The sequence below is a fragment of the Flavobacterium sp. WC2509 genome, assembly GCF_052683105.1.
Map to the genome: position 1 here is coordinate 4,209,606 of NZ_JBQZFG010000001.1, position 20,509 is coordinate 4,230,114.

11 protein-coding genes are annotated in these 20,509 nt (G+C 33.9%); 6 read left to right on the forward strand and 5 right to left on the reverse strand.

What is annotated here, in order from left to right:
• Window positions 1-49: 49 nt before the first annotated feature.
• A complete protein-coding gene (locus ACUN3A_RS17395; protein WP_445552551.1) occupies window positions 50-226 on the reverse strand; it encodes a hypothetical protein in 177 nt (58 codons plus the stop codon).
• Between the two features lie 267 nt (window positions 227-493).
• Between ACUN3A_RS17395 and pyrR the strand changes: the two genes are divergently transcribed.
• The 6 genes from pyrR (at window position 494) to ACUN3A_RS17425 (ending at window position 4,996) form a co-directional block, all read left to right on the forward strand.
• Window positions 494-1,033 carry a bifunctional pyr operon transcriptional regulator/uracil phosphoribosyltransferase PyrR gene (pyrR, locus tag ACUN3A_RS17400; RefSeq protein ID WP_445552552.1) on the forward strand — a complete coding sequence of 180 codons (540 nt, stop codon included), beginning with the start codon at window positions 494-496 and terminating at the stop codon, window positions 1,031-1,033.
• 136 nt (window positions 1,034-1,169) lie between these two features.
• Window positions 1,170-2,096, forward strand: coding sequence for an aspartate carbamoyltransferase catalytic subunit (locus ACUN3A_RS17405; protein ID WP_445552553.1), 927 nt, complete (start codon window positions 1,170-1,172; stop codon window positions 2,094-2,096).
• A gap of 11 nt (window positions 2,097-2,107) precedes the next feature.
• Window positions 2,108-2,440 carry a ribonuclease Z gene (locus tag ACUN3A_RS17410; RefSeq protein ID WP_445552554.1) on the forward strand — a complete coding sequence of 111 codons (333 nt, stop codon included), beginning with the start codon at window positions 2,108-2,110 and terminating at the stop codon, window positions 2,438-2,440.
• A gap of 175 nt (window positions 2,441-2,615) precedes the next feature.
• Window positions 2,616-3,521 (forward strand): ribonuclease Z, encoded by a 906-nt coding sequence (locus tag ACUN3A_RS17415; protein WP_445552555.1) that lies wholly within the window; start codon window positions 2,616-2,618, stop codon window positions 3,519-3,521.
• A gap of 148 nt (window positions 3,522-3,669) precedes the next feature.
• Window positions 3,670-4,314, forward strand: coding sequence for a pyridoxamine 5'-phosphate oxidase (gene pdxH, locus ACUN3A_RS17420; protein WP_445552556.1), 645 nt, complete (start codon window positions 3,670-3,672; stop codon window positions 4,312-4,314).
• Window positions 4,315-4,489: 175 nt separating this feature from the next.
• Window positions 4,490-4,996 (forward strand): CAP domain-containing protein, encoded by a 507-nt coding sequence (locus ACUN3A_RS17425; protein ID WP_445552557.1) that lies wholly within the window; start codon window positions 4,490-4,492, stop codon window positions 4,994-4,996.
• 75 nt (window positions 4,997-5,071) lie between these two features.
• Here the strand turns inward: ACUN3A_RS17425 and ACUN3A_RS17430 are convergent, their stop codons facing one another.
• The 4 genes from ACUN3A_RS17430 to ACUN3A_RS17445 all read right to left on the reverse strand — a co-directional run bounded on the left by ACUN3A_RS17430 (window position 5,072) and on the right by ACUN3A_RS17445 (window position 19,111).
• A complete protein-coding gene (locus tag ACUN3A_RS17430; protein WP_445552558.1) occupies window positions 5,072-7,021 on the reverse strand; it encodes an OmpA family protein in 1,950 nt (649 codons plus the stop codon).
• A 48-nt stretch (window positions 7,022-7,069) separates the two neighbouring features.
• Window positions 7,070-7,741: a tetratricopeptide repeat protein gene (locus ACUN3A_RS17435; protein WP_445552559.1), complete on the reverse strand. Its 672-nt coding sequence runs from the start codon at window positions 7,739-7,741 to the stop codon at window positions 7,070-7,072.
• Between the two features lie 63 nt (window positions 7,742-7,804).
• Window positions 7,805-8,716 (reverse strand): PorP/SprF family type IX secretion system membrane protein, encoded by a 912-nt coding sequence (locus ACUN3A_RS17440; protein WP_445552560.1) that lies wholly within the window; start codon window positions 8,714-8,716, stop codon window positions 7,805-7,807.
• A gap of 135 nt (window positions 8,717-8,851) precedes the next feature.
• Window positions 8,852-19,111, reverse strand: coding sequence for a DUF7507 domain-containing protein (locus ACUN3A_RS17445; protein ID WP_445552561.1), 10,260 nt, complete (start codon window positions 19,109-19,111; stop codon window positions 8,852-8,854).
• Between the last annotated feature and the right edge of the window lie 1,398 nt (window positions 19,112-20,509).

Sequence of the window (20,509 nt, forward strand, 5' to 3'; positions counted from 1 at the left end):
GATTTTAAAAATTATAGGAGTTTTTTTTATGATGTAAAATGATAAAACTTTATTTACTACCTCCAAAGAATTTGCTGATAACAAAAATAATTAGAGCAATAATAGCAACGACAATAAAGATTCCGACACCCATTCCAGCTTTGAAAATTCCGCCGATAACTTCACAACTCGTAAATGAAAAAAGTACTATGCTAAGTACTAAAATTCTGTTTATTATATTTTTCATAGTGTTTGATTTAGTTTACCAAAATTAATTGATTTAACTAGCTTTGAATTTATACAATTAAAGTCAGTTGTTGTATCATTTCAATTTTATAGATTTTAAAAAAGTAAAAATAAAAGAACCGAATTTTGTTCTAATTTTTTATTTTCTTCGAATAATTCGCAATAAGATAATTTTTTAAAAATGTAAATTCTTTTCTTTTTATTGAAATATATTTTTTGTGGGGTATGCTTCTGATTTCGTATATTTGCTAACAAACTACATTTTATTATGAGTCAAAAAGTATTGCTTACTTCAAAAGAAGTCAATATCATTCTGCATCGTTTGGCCTGTCAATTAATTGAAAAACATCTTGATTTTTTAGATACAGTATTAATTGGAATTCAACCTAGAGGTACTTTTTTGGCAGAACGATTGAAGGAAGTATTAAAAAACGAATATAATATACCAAATGTTTCTTTAGGTTATTTGGATATTACCTTTTTTAGAGATGATTTCCGTAGAACAAATAAACCATTGGAAGCTAATAAAACCCAAATTGATTTTCTGGTAGAAAATAAAAAAGTTATTTTCATCGACGATGTGTTGTATACAGGACGCAGTATTCGTGCGGCCTTAACAGCAATTCAATCTTTTGGAAGACCTTCTGGAATAGAGTTGTTAACTTTAATAGATAGACGTTTTAGCAGAGATTTACCTATTCAGCCCGATTTTCGTGGCCGTCAGGTGGATGCAATTAGTGGCGGAAAGGTAAAAGTTTGTTGGGCAGAGCAAGATGGTGAAGATGGTGTTTATTTAGTCACTAGTTAAATTGTTTAACTGTTTAATCGTTTAATATTTAATTGTTTTAACTATTAATATTAAACAAATTAATGACCAAGCAAAGCCAAGTAAAAAAAACAATTTAACGAATTAACGATTCAACGAATAAACAAATAAATAAACAATGAGCGAATTAAGTGTAAATCATTTATTAGGTATTAAATATATCAATGAAAATGATATCAACCTGATTTTTCAAACAGCCGATCATTTTAAGGAAGTTATTAATCGACCTATAAAGAAAGTACCTTCGTTACGCGATATTACAATTGCTAATATTTTTTTTGAAAACAGTACCCGTACTAAGTTATCATTTGAATTAGCTCAAAAAAGATTATCCGCAGATGTTATTAGCTTTTCAGCTGCACAGTCTTCCGTAAAAAAAGGAGAAACACTAATTGATACTGTAAATAATATTCTTTCGATGAAAGTGGACATGGTTGTCATGCGACATTCAAATCCTGGAGCAGCTTATTTTTTGTCTAAAAATGTTAAAGCAAGTATTGTAAATGCAGGAGATGGAGCTCACGAACATCCTACTCAAGCATTGTTAGATAGTTACTCAATTAGAGAAAAGCTAGGAGATGTTGCAGGGAAAAAAGTAGTGATTGTTGGTGATATTTTACATTCTAGAGTTGCTCTTTCTAATATATATGCTTTGCAAATGCAAGGTGCAGAAGTTAAAGTTTGTGGACCAAAAACACTCATTCCGAGATATATTGAATCACTTGGAGTAACTGTTGAACCTAATTTGCGTAAAGCACTTGAATGGTGCGATGTAGCAAATATGTTAAGAGTCCAAAATGAACGAATGGATGTGAATTTTTTTCCATCAACTAGGGAGTATGCTCAGCAATATGGAGTAGACAAAGCTTTGCTAGATTCATTAGATAAAGAAATTGTAATTATGCATCCTGGACCAATAAATAGAGGTGTTGAAATTACAAGTGATGTAGCCGATTCACAACAATCGGTGATTTTAAATCAAGTAGAGAATGGAGTTGCTATTAGAATGGCCGTTATCTATTTATTGGCTTCAAAAATTCAATAAATTTTTCATATATGAAAGTTACTACCAAAGGACATACCATCACAATTAAAGATACCGAGGGAGATATTGTGGCTTTTTTAGAAAAAATAAATAGCCAATACAATACCTTTAATGACCATAATCTTATTTTAGATATTTCACATGATGCATCTGTCGATGTGAAGTCGATTTCTATTTTTTCGGATTTGATCAAAAAACATAAAAAAGTAAAAAAATCATTAGTTCTTGTTGCCGAGAATATTGATTTTAATAAAGTTCCCCGATCTATTGTCGTTGTACCGACTCAATTGGAAGCACATGATTTAATTGAAATGGACGAAATTGAAAGAGACTTAGGTTTTTAAAAATGTTTAATCGTTTATTTGTTTATTTGTTTAATCGGTTATTTGTTTAATCGTTTTTTGACACACTAGTTTAGTGTGAGTAATTTTACAATTAAAAATTCTAGAATTTTATTTTTAAACAGACCTTTTACGATTAAACAAATAAACAGTTAAACGATTAAACAAAACAAAAGAATTGAAACTTACCATCTTAGGCTGTTATGCCGCTACTCCTCGTACTTTAACGAATCCGACTTCACAGGTTTTAGAAATTAAAAACAGACTTTTTTTAATAGATTGTGGAGAAGGTACTCAGGTTCAATTGCGTAAAAACAAATTAAAATTTTCAAAAATTAATCATGTTTTTATTTCTCATTTGCATGGGGATCATTTTTTTGGACTAATAGGTTTGATATCTACTTTTGCACTTTTAGGAAGAACAAATGATTTGCATATTTATGGACCAAAAGGGGTAAAAGAAATAATTGATTTGCAATTAAAACTATCAAATTCATGGACAAATTATAAATTATTCTTTCATGAATTGGAATCGAAAGAAAGTGAAATTATTTATGAGGATGAAAAAGTGATTGTTAAAACGATTCCACTGAAGCATCGTGTTTATACTAATGGATTTTTATTTCAGGAAAAAATGGGGGAGCGCAAACTCGATACGAATGCGGTCCGTGATTATGAAATCGATACTTGTTATTATCAGAATATCAAAAACGGAAAAGACATTACCCTTGACGATGGTCGGGTGATAGCCAATAGCAATTTGAGTTTTGACCCAGATCCAATTATGAGTTATGCTTTTTGTTCTGATACCAAATACAATGAAGCTATTATTCCAATAATTGAAAATGTTTCTGTATTGTATCATGAGTCTACTTTTTTAGATTCAGAGGAAAGTTTGGCGTCTAAAACAATGCATTCTACCGCTAAAGAGGCTGCTAGAATTGCTTTGAAAGCAAATGTAAAACAATTAATTTTAGGTCATTATTCTACTCGATATGATAGTATTGGCTTATTTAAGCTAGAAGCTGAAACTATTTTTAAAGAAGTAGTATTGGCAGAAGATGGTAAAAGTTTTGAATTTTAAAATGTACACTTAGATTTTTAGATTATTGGATTTTTAGAATACTAGATACTAAATTTAAAAAGGAAGTGTTTTAATAATAAAAAGTCCAGTGCTCAAAAAATCCAATAATCCAATAATCAAAAAGTCCAATAATCTAATAATCTAAACAATGAGTGATTTAAGCAATTATAGAAAATCATATGAAAAAAGTGAATTATCGGAATCTTCAATTCCAGAGGATCCAATAAATCTTTTCAATAGATGGTTTCATGAGGTTGAAGCATTTGAAGGAGCTGGAGAAGTTAATGCGATGACAGTTTCGACAATAGGATTAGATGGTTTTCCTAAATCACGGGTCGTTTTATTGAAAAAATTTAGTGAAGAAGGATTTGTTTTTTATACTAATTATAATTCTGAAAAGGGTAGGGCAATAGCTAATAATCCAAATGTATGTATTTCATTTTTTTGGGAAAGTTTAGAGCGTCAAGTAATAATAAAAGGGATTGCTGAGAAAACTTCACAAAATAATTCGGATGGTTATTTTGAATCTAGACCCGATGGTAGTAAACTTGGTGCGATAGTTTCTAATCAAAGTGAGGTTATTCCTTCCAGAAATTATCTTGAAGAAAATTTGAAGCAATTAGAAAATGATTTTGAAGGTAAGGAAATTCTTAGACCCAAGCATTGGGGCGGCTTTTTGGTTGTTCCAATGGAAGTTGAATTTTGGCAAGGAAGACCAAATCGGTTACATGATCGTATTCGATATAAATTAACGAAAGATTATTCTTGGAAAATTTCTCGCTTGGCACCTTAAGTTTTAGAGACTGTAAGACAATTGGTTAGGTTTTTTTTTTTTGATGTAGTTCATCGATTTTTTTTTGTAATATAATGTTATGTAAGTTTCTTTGCACTCGAATTTACAAATAATTAACGTTAAAGTAGTTTGTCCCCCCCTGAACTGCTTTGATTTTTACAACTAACCTATTGTCATGAATTTTAAATTTTATCGTTTTTCATTTTTCGTTCTTATTTTATGTTTTTTAGTTTCTTGTACTGCTCCTGATGATGATTCAACTGCGGATACAGCTAATACTTCTGGAATCGTTTTAAACTACGAGTATAGTTCTACGGAATTAGAAACGTTGGCTTTAATAAATAGTTATAGAGTAAGTGTTGGCTTAAATGCTCTTGAAAAAATCGATCATATTTCCTCTATATCAGAAGAGCATGATGAATACATGATTGCTAACAATGTTGTAAATCATAATGATTTTGAAGCTCGTTCGACCGATCTAATGAAAGTGCTAGGCGCAAAAAAGGTAAGCGAAAATATTGCTTACAATTACAATAGCGCGCAAGGAGCATTTGATGCTTGGCTAAAAAGTGAAGGTCACAAACAAAACATAGAAGGTGATTTTACTCATTTTGGTATTTCAATTAGAGAGAATCCAGCTACTGGCAAAAAGTATTATACTAATATATTTATAAAAATATAAAGTATTGAATATTATTAAATTATTACAAAAAAAATCTACCAAATGGTAGATTTTTTGTTTTTAGGATTACTGAGTTTATAAAGCCTTAATAATGAATTCGCTTCGTCTATTTTCTTGATGTTCTTTTTCAGTACATATTACATCATCAGAGCATTTGTTGACTAATTGAGTTTCACCATATCCTTTTCCTGTTAGCCTGTTTGGATTTATTCCGTTTTTAATTAACCAATCTATAGTAGATTTTGCTCTTCTATCTGAAAGGGATTCATTGTAATGGAAAGAAGCTCGGCTATCAGTATGTGAACGAACATCTATTTTCATGTTTGGATTTTGCCCCATTACATCTAATATTTTGGCTAAATCTAATGTGGCTTCAGGTCTAATATCCGATTTGTCTAAATCAAAGTAGATCCATTTGATTCCAAAACATTTACCTAAATTATCACCGACTTCTACTTTGCATAAAGCTTTTTCAAAGGCCAAATCCAATTGAGTTTTGCAGTCATCTTCTTTTATTGTGACCGTTTTTTCTATAGTGGCATAGTCTTGTTTTTCAGCTCTAACGCTATAAGTGCCTTTGTCTCCGACAGGAAATGAATACTGTCCATTTTGATCAGATTCAGTTGTGTTTACTACTTTATGCTGACCATCATAAAGAGTTATTTTGGCATTGGAAATCATTTGGTTTGAAGTCGATTCGGTAATAACTCCATTTAATTCTGGTTTACATTTTGTTTTGATTCTTTTGGTTTCCAAAAATTGATAGATATCATCATAGCCTTTTCCGCCTGTTCTATTTGAAGAGAAAAATCCAATTCTATTTTTTGTATTGATCAAATAGGCAAAATCATCCTGAGGAGAATTTACGTCGGTACCAACATTTTGAACCTCATCAAATGTTCCATCTGGATTTATTTTGGATACGAATATGTCTAAGCCACCAATTCCGGGATGCGTGTCTGAAGCAAAATAAATTTCATTTTCATCGGTTACAAACGGGAATGTCTCTTTTCCAGGAGTATTGATTACATTTCCCAGATTTACGGGTTTTCCATAAGATCCATCACTGTTGATGCTTACTTTATAGATGTCAGATTCACCAAATCCTCCCGGCATATCCGAAACAAAATATAAAGTCTTTTCGTCTGGGCTTAGTGAGGGATGTCCCGTTTTGTAATTGTTACTATCAAATGGTAATTCCATAACATTTGTCCAATCATTGTTTATAAAACTAGCTTTGTATATTTTAAGTAAAGTAATTTTGTCTTCATTTTTTCCTTTTTTTCCTTCCAAATAATCATTTCGAGTAAAATACATTGTTTTTCCATCTTTAGAAAATACTGCACTTGCCTCATGAAATCTTGATTTAACGCCTCTAGCAAATTTGACTGCTTTTACTGGAGTTAATGAATCTGCTGTTAAATTAGTTTCATACAGATTAGTAAAATATTGATCCGTCCAGGTGTGTTTTCTTTGGCCTAAACTTCCAGTATCTCTTGATGATGTAAAGACTAATTTGTCATTATTATAAAAAGAACTTCCATAATCGGAATATTTAGTATTGATTCCGGCATCTTTTATTTTGTATCTGCCTGAATTTGCTTTTATCTTATCTAAATAATTTACTTGTTTGCTATAATATTCTCCTTTGCCAGTATATCCAGTTTTCTGATTGTATATTGACAACATTTCATTTGCTTTATCATCTTGACCTATAGATCTTAAGCAATAGGCATATCGGTAATAATATTCCGGATCAACAGTTGTTTTTAGGGCAAATAATTTTTCATACCATTTGGCCGCTTGATCTAGCTCGGAATTGAAGAAATAGGCATTCCCTATTTTTTGGTACATGTCTGGAGACTCATAGCCTTTATTAGCAACTCTTTCATACGTTTTTATGGCGTCGATATAGGCATAATTATCGTATTTTTTATCTGCACTTGCTATTTTTCCTTTTTGGGCATATATAGAAACTGCAAAAAGATTGAGTATAGTCAGGTAAAGTATTGCAATGTTTTTCATAATCTTTATTTTTAGAAATCTATAAATTGGATTTTGGACTTTTTAGGATCATTGCCTAGATGTAATACTGGATAATTGTTGGAATTTTTTTAAAAATTCTTCAGACTTTTGAATGTTACCCATTGATTTTAAAATAATTGAATAACGGTAATAAAAGTCTGGCTCCAAGTTCGCAGTGATGTTAAATAATTTATTATAACATTTTTCAGCTTTTTCAAATTCATCATTAAAAAAGTATGAATTGCCTAATTTTTTCAGCATTTCTATAGACTCATATCCTTGGTCAGAGACTCTTTCGTAGGTTTTTATTATATCGATGTAAGCATAAATACTATCCTTTTTGGGAGCATCAGAGATTGAAAGTGAGCCTGTTTTTTTTACATTTAATATAGTGTCAGGCTTAAGAACAAGTTTTTCTGGTTGGACCTCATCTTCATAAATTGCAGTTATTATCCTAGTGCCGTTTGGACCTAGATCATATGTGTTTATTATGTTTGGATTGGTTACATCGTATTCACTTTTGTAACCGCCAAATTTTAAGGAAACGGTTTCTTCAACATGATAATATTTTATCTTTCTTATAGTATTATTCATTGTTGAAGAAGTTGTTTTTGTTGGCTGGAGTTTTTTTTCACTTGATGAAATTTGACTTTGTAGCGGCCAATAATTAAATGAAGATAAACTCACGATTAGCATGTAAAGGAGCATCTGATTTTTCATGATATCTGGTTTAAATTAAATATCTAATCTGTTTTAATTCCTCTTAATTTCTATTTTATTGATTTAGAAGAATCTTGGAGTTACCATTTTGCTGTTTTTCTTGAATATTTCATAACGCAAGAATATTTCGTGAGTACCTGAATTATAGTTATCTAATGCTGTTGTGTCAAAATCATAAGAGTATCCCAGATAGAAAGCATCCGATATTTGTAAACCTACCATAGCGCTCATTGCTGCACTCCATCTATAGGCTAAACCAACAGTTACTTTATCTATTAACATGAAATTTGCAGAAAGATCAACTTGTAAAGGAGAACCTTCTACCAGTTTAGCCATAAATGCAGGCTTGAATTTTATCGAAGGAGATAAGTCGAATACATAACCACCTATTAAATAATAATTGATTTTCTCTTTATAAATGGCAATGTCATTATCATTATAAGCATCAGTTTCTATGAAATTTGGAACAGAAAACCCCAGATAGGCTTTGTCTGAATGTAAATAAATACCAGCACCAATATTGGGAGAAAAATCATTGCCAAAATTTTGAAATTCAGGATCTGTTTGATCGCCAGGGTTTAATTTATTTACATCTATATTCAAAAGATTTGCTGTTCCTTTTATCCCAAATGATAGTTTTAATGATTCTGACATTTGGAGCGTATATGAAATATCAGCTGATATTGAATTAGAAGTTGATGGTCCAATTTCATCATTTATAATTGAAAGGCCTAGCCCTAAATTACTATTGTTGAAAGGCGTATTTACTGATATCGTATTTGTAATTGGAGCACCATCAAGACCAACCCATTGTGTACGATGCAGGGCAAAAAAGCTTAATGCTCCTCTTGAACCAGCGTAAGCAGGATTTATATTTATGGTGTTATACATATATTGAGTAAATTGAGCATCTTGTTGTGCAAAACTTGCAATTGCAGTAAACATAATAACGAGTGAAAATAATTTTGTTTTCATGGTTAGCTATTTTGTTGGTTAAAAGAACTATTTTGTAATAGCGCTTAATTTTGAGGACTTATATTTTATTTTAAATATTTTAATGGAAGAGATAAATACTCTGAGTTGTATTTACTCAGAGTATTTTTAGGTGGCTTATTTTACTAAATAGAGGTAACCATCTTTTTTAATATTTATAGTTTTACCTTCTCCATCAACAGTGTCATAATTTAATATATAGAAGTAAGTACCTGTTGGTAAACCTTCATTTTTATTAATTGTTGTTCTACCTTCAGAACGGCCTCTAAATGCATTACCTTCATTGTTATAATTTTCTCTTTCAAAAATTAATATACCCCAGCGATTATATATTTCTACTTTGAAATTTTTATAACAATCATTTTCTAAGTTTTCAATTTGGAAATAATCATTTTTGCCGTCTTCATTTGCAGAAACAGCGTTATGGACAATAATTGAGTTACAAGGCAGTACTTTGCAATCATCGTTAATACTCATTGTTAAGATGACGCTACTTGGACAATTATCCCCAATTTTATATTCAAATTTGTAATTGTTGAGAGGTATTCCAAGTGCGTTAAAAGTATTTCCAACTAATACTCCAGTTTTATCGGTGTCAATCCAGCTACCATTAGTATTAAAACCTTCCGGTAATAATTTTTTGAGGTCTATAAGCGAAGTATCGGCATTACAAGCAGTACTTGCTATCATAATTGGAGTAATTCCTGCAACGTTTATAGTAATTTTTGCTGTTGAACAATTTGTAGGATTTGCTGCTTCACAAACTTGATAGTCTAATATGTATTGACCTGGTGATACGCCCTCTACAAAAGAAACATTTGCGTTTAGATCAATAGCAACGTTTTGAGGCAAACTAGTTAATAATTTAAATTTAAAATCATTAATATTAGCTGGTAGGCCATCGAGTAAATCATTACTTAATGCATTTCTAATTTCATTTGCTATAGAACATTGAGTTACATTGTATGTGTCGCTTGTAGCTTGGATGTTTGCAAACATTTTGCAACTAATACCAAAATCAATATCTAAATTAACCTGATTAGTAGCGGTCAGAGTAGCGGTTTGTGGGTTTGCATTTGTTGGTCCGCAAACTTCAAATTTTGCTGATTTACTAGTTTTTTTGGTATCGTCTGTTTTATTGGTTTTTGGTAGTACTTTTACCAATCCTGTAGCACTCATTGCAGATGACTGTGCTTCTAAGTTGGCATCCATTTTTAATTCTACTTTATAATCTCCATATACTCCTGCATCTGGTCTGTTTCTCCAGAAACCTTGGATACCAATAATGACACTTTTATTATAATTATTAGGGCCAGTTACAAAAATATTTGGAGATTTTGCATTACCAAAACCAGCGGCATTTAATTCTCCCACGTTTAATGGACCTTTATAGCTTCCATCACCGTTAAGGTCTATCCATTCCCATTTACTGTAATCGAAAGAGCCATTAGCATCGGGAATGTTTTTAGTAACCAAATTATCATTATTCGCATCAAACCATTCATCTTGAATACCATTATTATTAATGTCATACCAAACAAAATCTCCTAAGACTGGCAAGTCTGATTTGTCATATGCGAAATTATGTGCCTGATATTTACAGTTTTCTAAAGTTGTAAAGAACAAACTAGAATCGACAGGATAGAGTTGATAGGCTGAATTTAAATTAGCATCTTGAACTTGTACCAAATAATCACCAGGAATAACACCAGTAAAGTTATATTGTCCTTGTGCATTTGTTATTCTAATAAGAATTGGTCCAGTTGTAGTCCCTTGCGGAACTAAGGTTACTGGTACATTTGCTAAAGGAGCGTTTGTTGCCGCATTAAAAACAACACCATCAATTTTGGTTGTATTGTTACAAATAACGGTTATGGTTACGGTAGCTGAATCACAATTTCCATTGTCAGCAATTTCACAAATTTGATACACCAAAGTATAAATTCCTGCAGGTGTACTGTTTTTTAGATCTATGGAACCATTCGGATTCATTGTCATAAAACCAGTAGGATCAGGTGTAACCAAAGTCAATTTAACATCGGCTGGGTTTACAGCAACAGTATTCAAAGTGTCATTATTAAGTACATTAAGCACATTAGTAGCACCATTTATACCGTTTATAGGTCCAGCAGTATCATTAACAGCATCAATTTTGAATGTTGGTCTAGAGGTACAAAATGGATCTGATGGCGGATAATTTACAGTAATTACCTGACTTGGATTTAAGGTGAATGTTATTGTAGCATTTGGTCTAAGACCTTGAAAACCATCGGCGCTTTCGCTCCATTTGCCATTTTCGAAAACCCAACCTGGCCAATCGGTACCATTTCCGTTTTGATCAACAGTAGCACCAGGCCATAATATTCTACCAGTTAATGGCAAATTGGGCATTGTTGCAATTATATTATTATTGCTATCAGACCAAGTTAATGTTAATCCATTTACGGGAGTGAAATTATCTGCGGTTGCTGTATAATTAAAATAAGGAACATCATTGATACAAATAGCTTCTCCAGATATTTTCATAGTTGGCGCCTGTATAATAACAGTTACAGTGGCAGTATCACAATTGGTGTTGTTTAATTTTTCGCAAATTTGATACGTCATTGTTTGTGTACCCACAGGAGCATCAGGTAATACATCTATTGAGCCATTTGGATTCAATTGTAAGTATGGATTTGATGTCACAGTTGTTAAAATTACATCGGTCGGATTTACAGCTAATGTATTTAAAGTGTCATTCGTAAATACGTTAATTACATTTGGTGTAATTTGGTTCACACCAACCACTGTTCCTGCATTATCATTAACAGCATCAATCGGATTTGTTTTTTCGTTAACTATTTCATCATCTGTAGCGCTAATAGGATTGTTACTTGGTGTTAATCCGTTTGCTGTTGCTACATTAGTTACTGAGCCTTTATTCAAATCTTGTTGGGTTACCGTGTAGCTTTGTAAATACACAGAACTAGCATTTGGTTCTAAAGTAGCGATAGTAGTATCTAATCCTGTAAGTGGATCTTTGACAACTATTTGATGCAAAGTTAGGTTACCAGTGTTTTTGATAATAATTGAGTAGTTAATGATATCTCCAACTTTACTAAAACTTTCAGTAGTAGTTGTTTTTAATACGGTCAATCCAGGAGTTTGTTTTAAAATTGTAATAGTGCAATTGGTACATTCAGGTTCGATCGGACACGTAGTACAAGGTGTTGGATCAGAAGAAGTATCAATTACTGTTTTATCTTCGGGATCTTTAGCATTTGCTATTGCTAAGTTGTAAACATATCCAATATTGATATCATTTTGAGTGATAATATGTGAACCTGAGAATGTAGTCGAATCTGTAGATCCGGCTGTTAATGTTGTAATTGGTCCGCCAGTAATCACTGCGTTGTTATCAGTTACATTTATATTAGTTAATGTTAGGTTTCCGGTATTTTTAATTACGAAGTTATAAGTAACTACATCACCTACATTGGTAATTCCATCTTGATTAGTGTCTACATAATTACCATCTTTAGTGATGTTTATACTTGATTCATAAATTTCGAAAGTGTAATTCGATTTACAACCATTTTTGTCTTTTATTTCAACACTGTATATTCCTTTAGTTAAGTTTGAAATATCCTCAGAGGTAGCTCCATTTGACCACAAGAAAGTATAAGGATCTGTTCCTCCGGTTACACTAAGATTTATTGAACCATTATTGCAATTAGTACAATTATTATTGTTTATAATTACAGCAGTAGCACTTAAGGGTGCAGTAGGTTGTGAGATAGTTACTTGAGCCGTTGCAATACAGTAGCCATTATTGTTTCCGTTAGGAGCAGAAGCAGTTAGCGTATAAATTCCGGCTGGCAAATTGTTATTAGAAACTACTTGGTTTGCCTCGTTGGTAATTACTACTGTTGAACCTTGGCTGTTAGTTACTGCTATGGATCCATTGGACTCTCCAAAACAAGTAGCGTTCGTAGCGATACCGCTCACTGAAACAGCAACTTCAGGTTGAGTGATAGTTACTTGAGATGTTGCAGTACAAGAACCATTATTGTTTCCATTTGGAGCCGAAGCGGTTAGGGTATAAATTCCAGCAGGCAAATTGGTATTAGAAACTACTTGGTTTGCTTCGTTGGTAATCACTACTGTTGATCCTACGCTGTTGGTTACTGCTATAGATCCATCGGATTTTCCAAAACAGCAAACGTTGGTAGCAATACCGCTCACTGAAACAGCAACTTCAGGTTGAGTGATAGTTACTTGAGATGTTGCAGTACAAGAACCATTATTGTTTCCATTTGGAGCCGAAGCGGTTAGGCTATAAATTCCAGCAGGTAAATTGGTATTAGAAACTACTTGGTTTGCCTCGTTGGTAATTACTACTGTTGATCCTGCGCTGTTAGTTACTGCTATGGATCCATTGGACTCTCCAAAACAAATGGTGTTGGTAGCGATACCACTTACTGAAACAGCCACTTCAGGCTGTGTGATAGTTACCTGAGCCGTTGCAGTACAAGAACCATTATTATTTCCATTTGGAGCGGAAGCGGTTAGAGTATAAATTCCAGCAGGCAAATTGGTATTAGAAACCACTTGATTAGCTTCGTTGGTAATCACTACTGTTGATCCTACGCTGTTGGTTACTGCGATAGATCCATCGGATTTTCCAAAACAGCAAACGTTGGTAGCAATACCGCTCACTGAAACAGCAACTTCAGGTTGAGTGATAGTTACTTGAGATGTTGCAGTACAAGAACCATTATTGTTTCCATTTGGAGCCGAAGCGGTTAGGGTATAAATTCCAGCAGGCAAATTGGTATTAGAAACCACTTGATTAGCTTCGTTGGTAATTACTACTGTTGATCCTGCGCTGTTAGTTACTGCGATAGATCCATCGGATTTTCCAAAACAGCAGACGTTGGTAGCAATACCGCTCACTGAAACAGTAACTTCGGGTTCTGAGATGGTCACGGCTTGCGTTGTAGTACATTCGTTGGCATCTTTTACTGTAATAGTGTAAGTACCAGCGATAAGTTCACTGAATTCGCCACTGCCTACAAAGGTTGTAGCATCTTTAGAATAAGTGTAAGGAGCCGTTCCATTGGCACCAGCCACTGTTACGCTTGCGTTATTATTGCCAAAACATAACACATTGGTTTGTGAAGTAATCGATGCGCTTAATGCAGCAGTTGGCTGAGTAATAGTTATCGTTTGTGTTGTTGTACAGGCGTTGGCATCTTTTACAGTAATAGTGTAATTTCCCGCTATAAGTCCGCTGAACACCCCGCTTGAGACAAAAGTGATTCCATCTTTAGAATAAGTGTAAGGAGCAGTTCCATTGGTACCCGCTACGGTTACACTGGCAGTATTGTTTCCAAAACAAAGCACATCAGTTTGTGAAGTAATCGATGCGCTTAAAGCAGCTGTTGGCTGAGTAATGATTACCGCTTGGGTTGTAGTACAAGCATTGGCATCTTTTACAGTAATTGTATAATTTCCCGCTATAAGTCCGCTGAATACACCGCTGGATACAAAAGTGATTCCGTCTTTAGAATAAGTATAGGGAGCCGTTCCGTTGGCACCTGCTACGGTTACGCTAGCAGTATTATTTCCAAAACATAACACATTGGTTTGTGAAGTAATCGATGCGCTTAATGCAGCAGTTGGCTGAGTAATGATTACCGCTTGTGTTGTGGTACAGGCGTTGGCATCTTTTACGGTAATTGTATAATTTCCAGCAATAAGTCCGCTGAATACACCGCTTGATACAAAAGTGATTCCGTCTTTAGAATAAGTGTATGGAGCAGTTCCATTGGTACCCGCTACGGTTACGCTAGCAGTATTATTTCCAAAACATAACACATTGGTTTGTGAAGTAATCGATGCGCTTAATGCAGCAGTTGGCTGAGTAATGATTACCGCTTGTGTTGTGGTACAGGCGTTGGCATCTTTTACGGTAATTGTATAATTTCCAGCAATAAGTCCGCTGAATACACCGCTTGATACAAAAGTGATTCCGTCTTTAGAATAAGTGTATGGAGCAGTTCCATTGGTACCCGCTACGGTTACGCTAGCAGTATTATTTCCAAAACAAAGCACATCAGTTTGTGAAGTAATTGATGCGCTTAATGCTGCAGTTGGTTGAGTGATGGTTACTGCTTGTGTTGCGGTACAGGCATTTGCATCTTTTACTGTAATAGTGTAAGCACCAGCAATAAGTCCGCTGAAAACCCCGCTAGGCACAAAAGTGATTCCGTCTTTAGAATAAGAGTATGGAGCCGTTCCATTGGTACCCGCTACGGTTACACTGGCAGTATTATTTCCAAAACAAAGCACATTGGTTTGTGAAGTAATCGATGCGCTTAATCCAGCAGTCGGCTGAGTGATGGTTACCGCTTGTGTTGTGGTACAGGCATTGGCATCTTTTACAGTAATAGTGTAAGCACCAGCAATAAGTCCGCTGAATACCCCGCTGGATACAAAAGTGATTCCATCTTTAGAATAAGTGTAAGGAGCCGTTCCATTGGCACCAGCCACTGTTACGCTTGCGTTATTATTGCCAAAACAAAGCACATTGGTTTGTGAAGTAATCGATGCGCTTAAAGCAGCAGTTGGCTGAGTGATGCTTACCGCTTGCGTTGTAGTACATCCGTTGGCATCTTTTACTGTAATAGTGTAAGTACCAGCGATAAGTTCACTGAATTCGCCACTGCCTACAAAGGTTGTAGCATCTTTAGAATAAGTGTAAGGAGCCGTTCCATTGGCACCAGCCACTGTTACGCTTGCGTTATTATTGCCAAAACAAAGCACATTGGTTTGTGAAGTAATCGATGCGCTTAAAGCAGCAGTTGGCTGAGTGATGCTTACCGCTTGTGTTGTAGTACAAGCATTGGCATCTTTTACAGTAATAGTGTAATTTTCAGCTATAAGTCCGCTGAATACCCCGCTTGAGACAAAAGTGATTCCGTCTTTAGAATAGGTATAGGGAGCCGTTCCGTTGGCACCCGCTACGGTTACACTGGCGGTATTGTTTCCAAAACATAACACATTGGTTTGTGAAGTAATCGATGCGCTTAATGCAGCAGTTGGCTGAGTAATGATTACCGCTTGTGTTGTGGTACAGGCGTTGGCATCTTTTACGGTAATTGTATAATTTCCAGCAATAAGTCCGCTGAATACCCCGCTTGAGACAAAAGTGATTCCATCTTTAGAATAAGAGTAAGGAGCCGTTCCATTGGCACCCGCTACGGTTACACTGGCAGTATTGTTTCCAAAACAAAGTACATCAGTTTGTGAACTGATTGATGCACTTAATGCTGCAGTTGGCTGAGTGATGTTTACCGCTTGTGTTGTGGTACAGGCGTTGGCATCTTTTACGGTAATTGTATAATTTCCAGCAATAAGTCCGCTGAATACCCCGCTTGAGACAAAAGTGATTCCATCTTTAGAATAAGAGTAAGGAGCCGTTCCATTGGCACCCGCTACGGTTACACTGGCAGTATTGTTTCCAAAACAAAGTACATCAGTTTGTGAACTGATTGATGCACTTAATGCTGCAGTTGGCTGAGTGATGGTTACCGCTTGTGTTGTGGTACAGGCGTTGGCATCTTTTACAGTAATAGTGTAAGCACCAGCAATAAGTCCGCTGAATACCCCGCTTGAGACAAAAGTGATTCCGTCTTTAGAATAAGTATAGGGAGTCGTTCCGTTGGCACCTGCTACGGTTACACTGGCAGTATTGTTTCCAAAGCAAAGCACATCAGTTTGTGAAGTAATTGATGCACTTAATGCAGCAGTCGGCTGAGTGATGGTTACCGCTTGTGTTGTAGTACAGGCGTTGGCATCTTTTACAGTAATAGTGTAAGCACCAGCAATAAGTCCGCTGAATACCCCGCTAGGCACAAAAGTGATTCCATCTTTAGAATAAGAGTATGCAGCCGTTCCATTGGCACCCGCCACTGTTACGCTTGCAGTATTGTTTCCAAAACAAAGCACATTGGTTTGTGAAGTAATAGATGCGCTTAAAGCAGCAGTTGGCTGAGTAATGGTTACTGCTTGTGTTGTAGTACAGGCGTTGGCATCTTTTACGGTAATAGTGTAATTTCCCGCTATAAGTCCGCTGAAAACCCCGCTTGATACAAAAGTAATTCCATCTTTAGAATAAGTATAGGGAGCCGTTCCGTTGGCACCCGCTACGGTTACACTGGCAGTATTGTTTCCAAAACATAACACATTGGTTTGCGAAGTAATTGATGCGCTCAAAGCAGCAGTTGGTTGAGTGATAGTTACCGCTTGTGTTGTGGCACAGGCGTTGGCATCTTTTACAGTAATTGTATAATTTCCCGCTATAAGTCCGTTGAATACCCCACTAGATACAAAAGTGATTCCGTCTTTAGAATAAGAGTAAGGCGCCGTTCCATTAGCACCTGCTACGGTTACACTGGCAGTATTATTTCCAAAACATAACACATTGGTTTGCGAAGTAATTGATGCGCTCAAAGCAGCAGTTGGTTGAGTGATGGTTACCGCTTGTGTTGTGGCACAGGCGTTGGCATCTTTTACAGTAATGGTATAATTTCCAGCAATAAGTCCGCTGAACACCCCGCTGGATACAAAAGTGATTCCATCTTTAGAATAAGTATAAGGAGCAGTTCCATTAGCACCTGCTACGGTTACACTGGCAGTATTATTTCCAAAACAAAGTACATCAGTTTGTGAAGTAATTGATGCGCTCAAAGCAGCAGTTGGTTGAGTGATGGTTACCTGAGCTATTGCAGTACAGGAGCCGTTACTGTTTCCGTTGGGAGCAGAAGCGGTTAGTGTATAAATTCCAGCAGGTAAATTGGTATTAGTAACCACTTGGTTTGCCTCATTAGTAATCACTACTGTTGATCCTTGGCTGCTAGTTACTGCTATAGATCCATTGGCTTGTCCAAAACAAGTGGCATTGGTAACGATACCACTCACTGAAACTGCAACTTCAGGTTGCGTAATGGTTACTGAATTAGATTTTGAAGAACAGTCATCAGTAACAGTTACTGTATAAGTTCCAGGAGGCAGATTATTAACTGTTGCGTTGGTACCAACAGTTACATTCGAGGAATTTTTCCATATATAATTTATTGTACCTGTAGAACCTATTATAGTACCAACAGAAGCAGATCCGTTTGCCATTCCAAAACAAGATACATTGGTTGAGTTACTTGCTCCCAAAGTAAAAGAAGATTTTACGGTAACTACGATGTTAAATGGAATCCCAGTACAAGATCCTGATTTTGGGATGACTGTATAAGTTAAAGTAGCAGAATTAGTTGATCCATTTATTAGAGTTTGACTTATAGGTCCAGTAATTCCAGTAGCTTGTGAAGTACCTCCAGTTATAGCTCCAACGGGATTACTTACAGGGGTTGTCCAAGTATAAGTTGTTCCAGCAGGGACAGTGTCACCACCACCTGTTGTTGGATTAATATTGAAAGAAGTATTAGAACATATATTTGCTGTTTTATTTGTAATGACAGGTGTCGTACAGCAAGTTCCTACTGCAATTCCTGTTTGTGATATACTTGAATTTTTTTGTGGGTTGCTTGAATCTTTAACATATAAAGTAACATCTAAATCATGATTATTTGTAGGTGTATAAGTATATGAATTATTTGCTGAATAGTCAATTGTTGTAGTTGTTGTACCATCAAATATAACCCATTTGTATTGATAAGGAGTTGTTCCTCCAGTTGACGTACTAGTAAAGGTAATGTCTTTTAATTCATTGTTTCCGACACAAGTACTTGTAGTGTTAAAACTTGCATTTAATGGAGTAATAACTACATAATTGGTTTCAGAAGCATTCTTAGAACAATGGGGTGAAGTATAACATCTATTGTTATCGTTTCCACCTGTACAAGCATTATTACCAGAAGAATTACCCCATCCAAGAAATACATTTTTTAAAGTAATATTTGTTGCACATGACCAAGTTATTAAATCTGCAGCAGCATCAAGATATATTACAAAATCTCCAGTAGTTTGAGCAGGATTACAAGTATGAATAGTTTTTAAAAACGCATTATTTATATAAACATCTGCATAAATATTAGTTCCATAACGTGTAGTTGCATTTTGACTAATTGTAAACTTAATTAATCCATTTAAATTATCACCCATTGAACAGGACGAACCTAAGGGAAGGTATTTGTCATTATCACCAGTAGATGTTGGGTTTAAATTAGATGAAACTAGTTCTACTTTTAGAACATTTGTATCTCCAGCAGTACAGTGACAATCTATTACTGTTTGCGCATTAAGCACACTGTGAATACTCAAAACACAAAAAAATAGCAATAAATATATTTTTTTAAAATGAGTAGATTTTGTTTTCATTTTGAATTATTTTAAGGTTAATAACCTAAATAGTATGAGAAAAGATTCTTAACAATTATTCTATATGAATCAGTTATTAAAGCATGGCAAATGAGTAATTACTCTAAAGTATTTACATTTTATGGTCAAAAAAAGGATGAATTTTACTTGTCGAAATTCAATAAATTGAATATTCAATGAGTAATACGCTTTAAGATGAGCACCTTTAATTTTTTAAAGTTTTTACAGTTTGAAGTAAACTAAAAACAGTCTTTTATAAAAGATTTTGAAGATTTATACGCTAAAAAAAGGTGTATGAAGTTTCAAATGGGATAAGACGAACTTTTTTCAAAAAAAGAAGTTTAAAATAAGATTGCTTTTTGAATAATATTCGAAAAAAATCTTTAAATAGGTTTAGTGTAGTTTTAGGTATCATATTCTTGATTTTTACGTGGGACAAATAATTAACTAAATCTTCAATTTGATAATAGCTTAACAAATAGTTGTGTAGGCATAGACAGCTTTAATATAGATTTAGATTTGGGAACTAAATCAAAATTTAATAGGCATGAAATCAATAAAAACAGAAGTAGATTTTTAATTTGTCTTGATTCAAGTTTGGGGACTAAATCAAAATTTTAATAAACATGAAATCAATAAAAAACAGAAGTAGATTTTTAATTTGTCTTGATTCAAGTTTGGGGACTAAATCAAAATTTTAATAAACATGAAATCAATAAAAAACAGAAGTAGATATTTTAATTTATTTTGATTCGGGTTTGGGAACTAAATCAAAATTTTAATGGGCTCGTAATTAATAAAAAGTGAAGTAGATTTTTTAATTTGTTTTGATTTAGATTTGGGAACTAAATCAAAAATTCAATATTTGTTATTAAGTAGACTTTTTTTTTGTAATTTGTTAATATTTCGGTTAAAAAACTAATTAATTTATATATCAAATTTAGCAAGAATGTTTGTAATACAATATGAAAGTCCTTGAAAGACCTAAATACTCGTTGAAAAGATTGACTCGTAGGTAATAACTTATGTTATAGTGCTTGTTTTTTAAAAATAAAATAATATTTTTAGTTAAGAAATATTTTTTAAATGTTAATTATTTTGATTTGGTTTAAAAAACGGCATACTAAATTGAGAATTGTATAATTTACACTTGATTTTTTTGATAATTAGTTATAAAATCAATGTTTTTATTTTTTTAACATAATGAACCAAGAAGTATGTTTTTGAATTTGTAATTTATTTGTTATCAATGGATTAGTTGTTATTGTATTTGACTTAATTCTTATTTATAGAAGATGATTTAGTTTAAATATTTGAAATTATTTGCAAAAAGCTATTTTAATTTTTTGAGTTATTAATAGTATTTTTTAATAGGCTAATTAAGAGTCGTATTTAATA

What these genes read in the sequence shown, in the direction of transcription:
- ACUN3A_RS17425 (WP_445552557.1), top strand. Translation starts at nt 4,490, where the DNA reads ATGAATTTTAAATTTTATCGTTTTTCATTTTTCGTTCTTATTTTATGT.
- ACUN3A_RS17445 (WP_445552561.1), bottom strand. Translation starts at nt 19,111, where the DNA reads ATGAAAACAAAATCTACTCATTTTAAAAAAATATATTTATTGCTATTT.
- pdxH (WP_445552556.1), top strand. Translation starts at nt 3,670, where the DNA reads ATGAGTGATTTAAGCAATTATAGAAAATCATATGAAAAAAGTGAATTA.
- ACUN3A_RS17440 (WP_445552560.1), bottom strand. Translation starts at nt 8,716, where the DNA reads ATGAAAACAAAATTATTTTCACTCGTTATTATGTTTACTGCAATTGCA.
- ACUN3A_RS17430 (WP_445552558.1), bottom strand. Translation starts at nt 7,021, where the DNA reads ATGAAAAACATTGCAATACTTTACCTGACTATACTCAATCTTTTTGCA.
- ACUN3A_RS17410 (WP_445552554.1), top strand. Translation starts at nt 2,108, where the DNA reads ATGAAAGTTACTACCAAAGGACATACCATCACAATTAAAGATACCGAG.
- ACUN3A_RS17405 (WP_445552553.1), top strand. Translation starts at nt 1,170, where the DNA reads ATGAGCGAATTAAGTGTAAATCATTTATTAGGTATTAAATATATCAAT.
- pyrR (WP_445552552.1), top strand. Translation starts at nt 494, where the DNA reads ATGAGTCAAAAAGTATTGCTTACTTCAAAAGAAGTCAATATCATTCTG.
- ACUN3A_RS17395 (WP_445552551.1), bottom strand. Translation starts at nt 226, where the DNA reads ATGAAAAATATAATAAACAGAATTTTAGTACTTAGCATAGTACTTTTT.
- ACUN3A_RS17435 (WP_445552559.1), bottom strand. Translation starts at nt 7,741, where the DNA reads ATGAAAAATCAGATGCTCCTTTACATGCTAATCGTGAGTTTATCTTCA.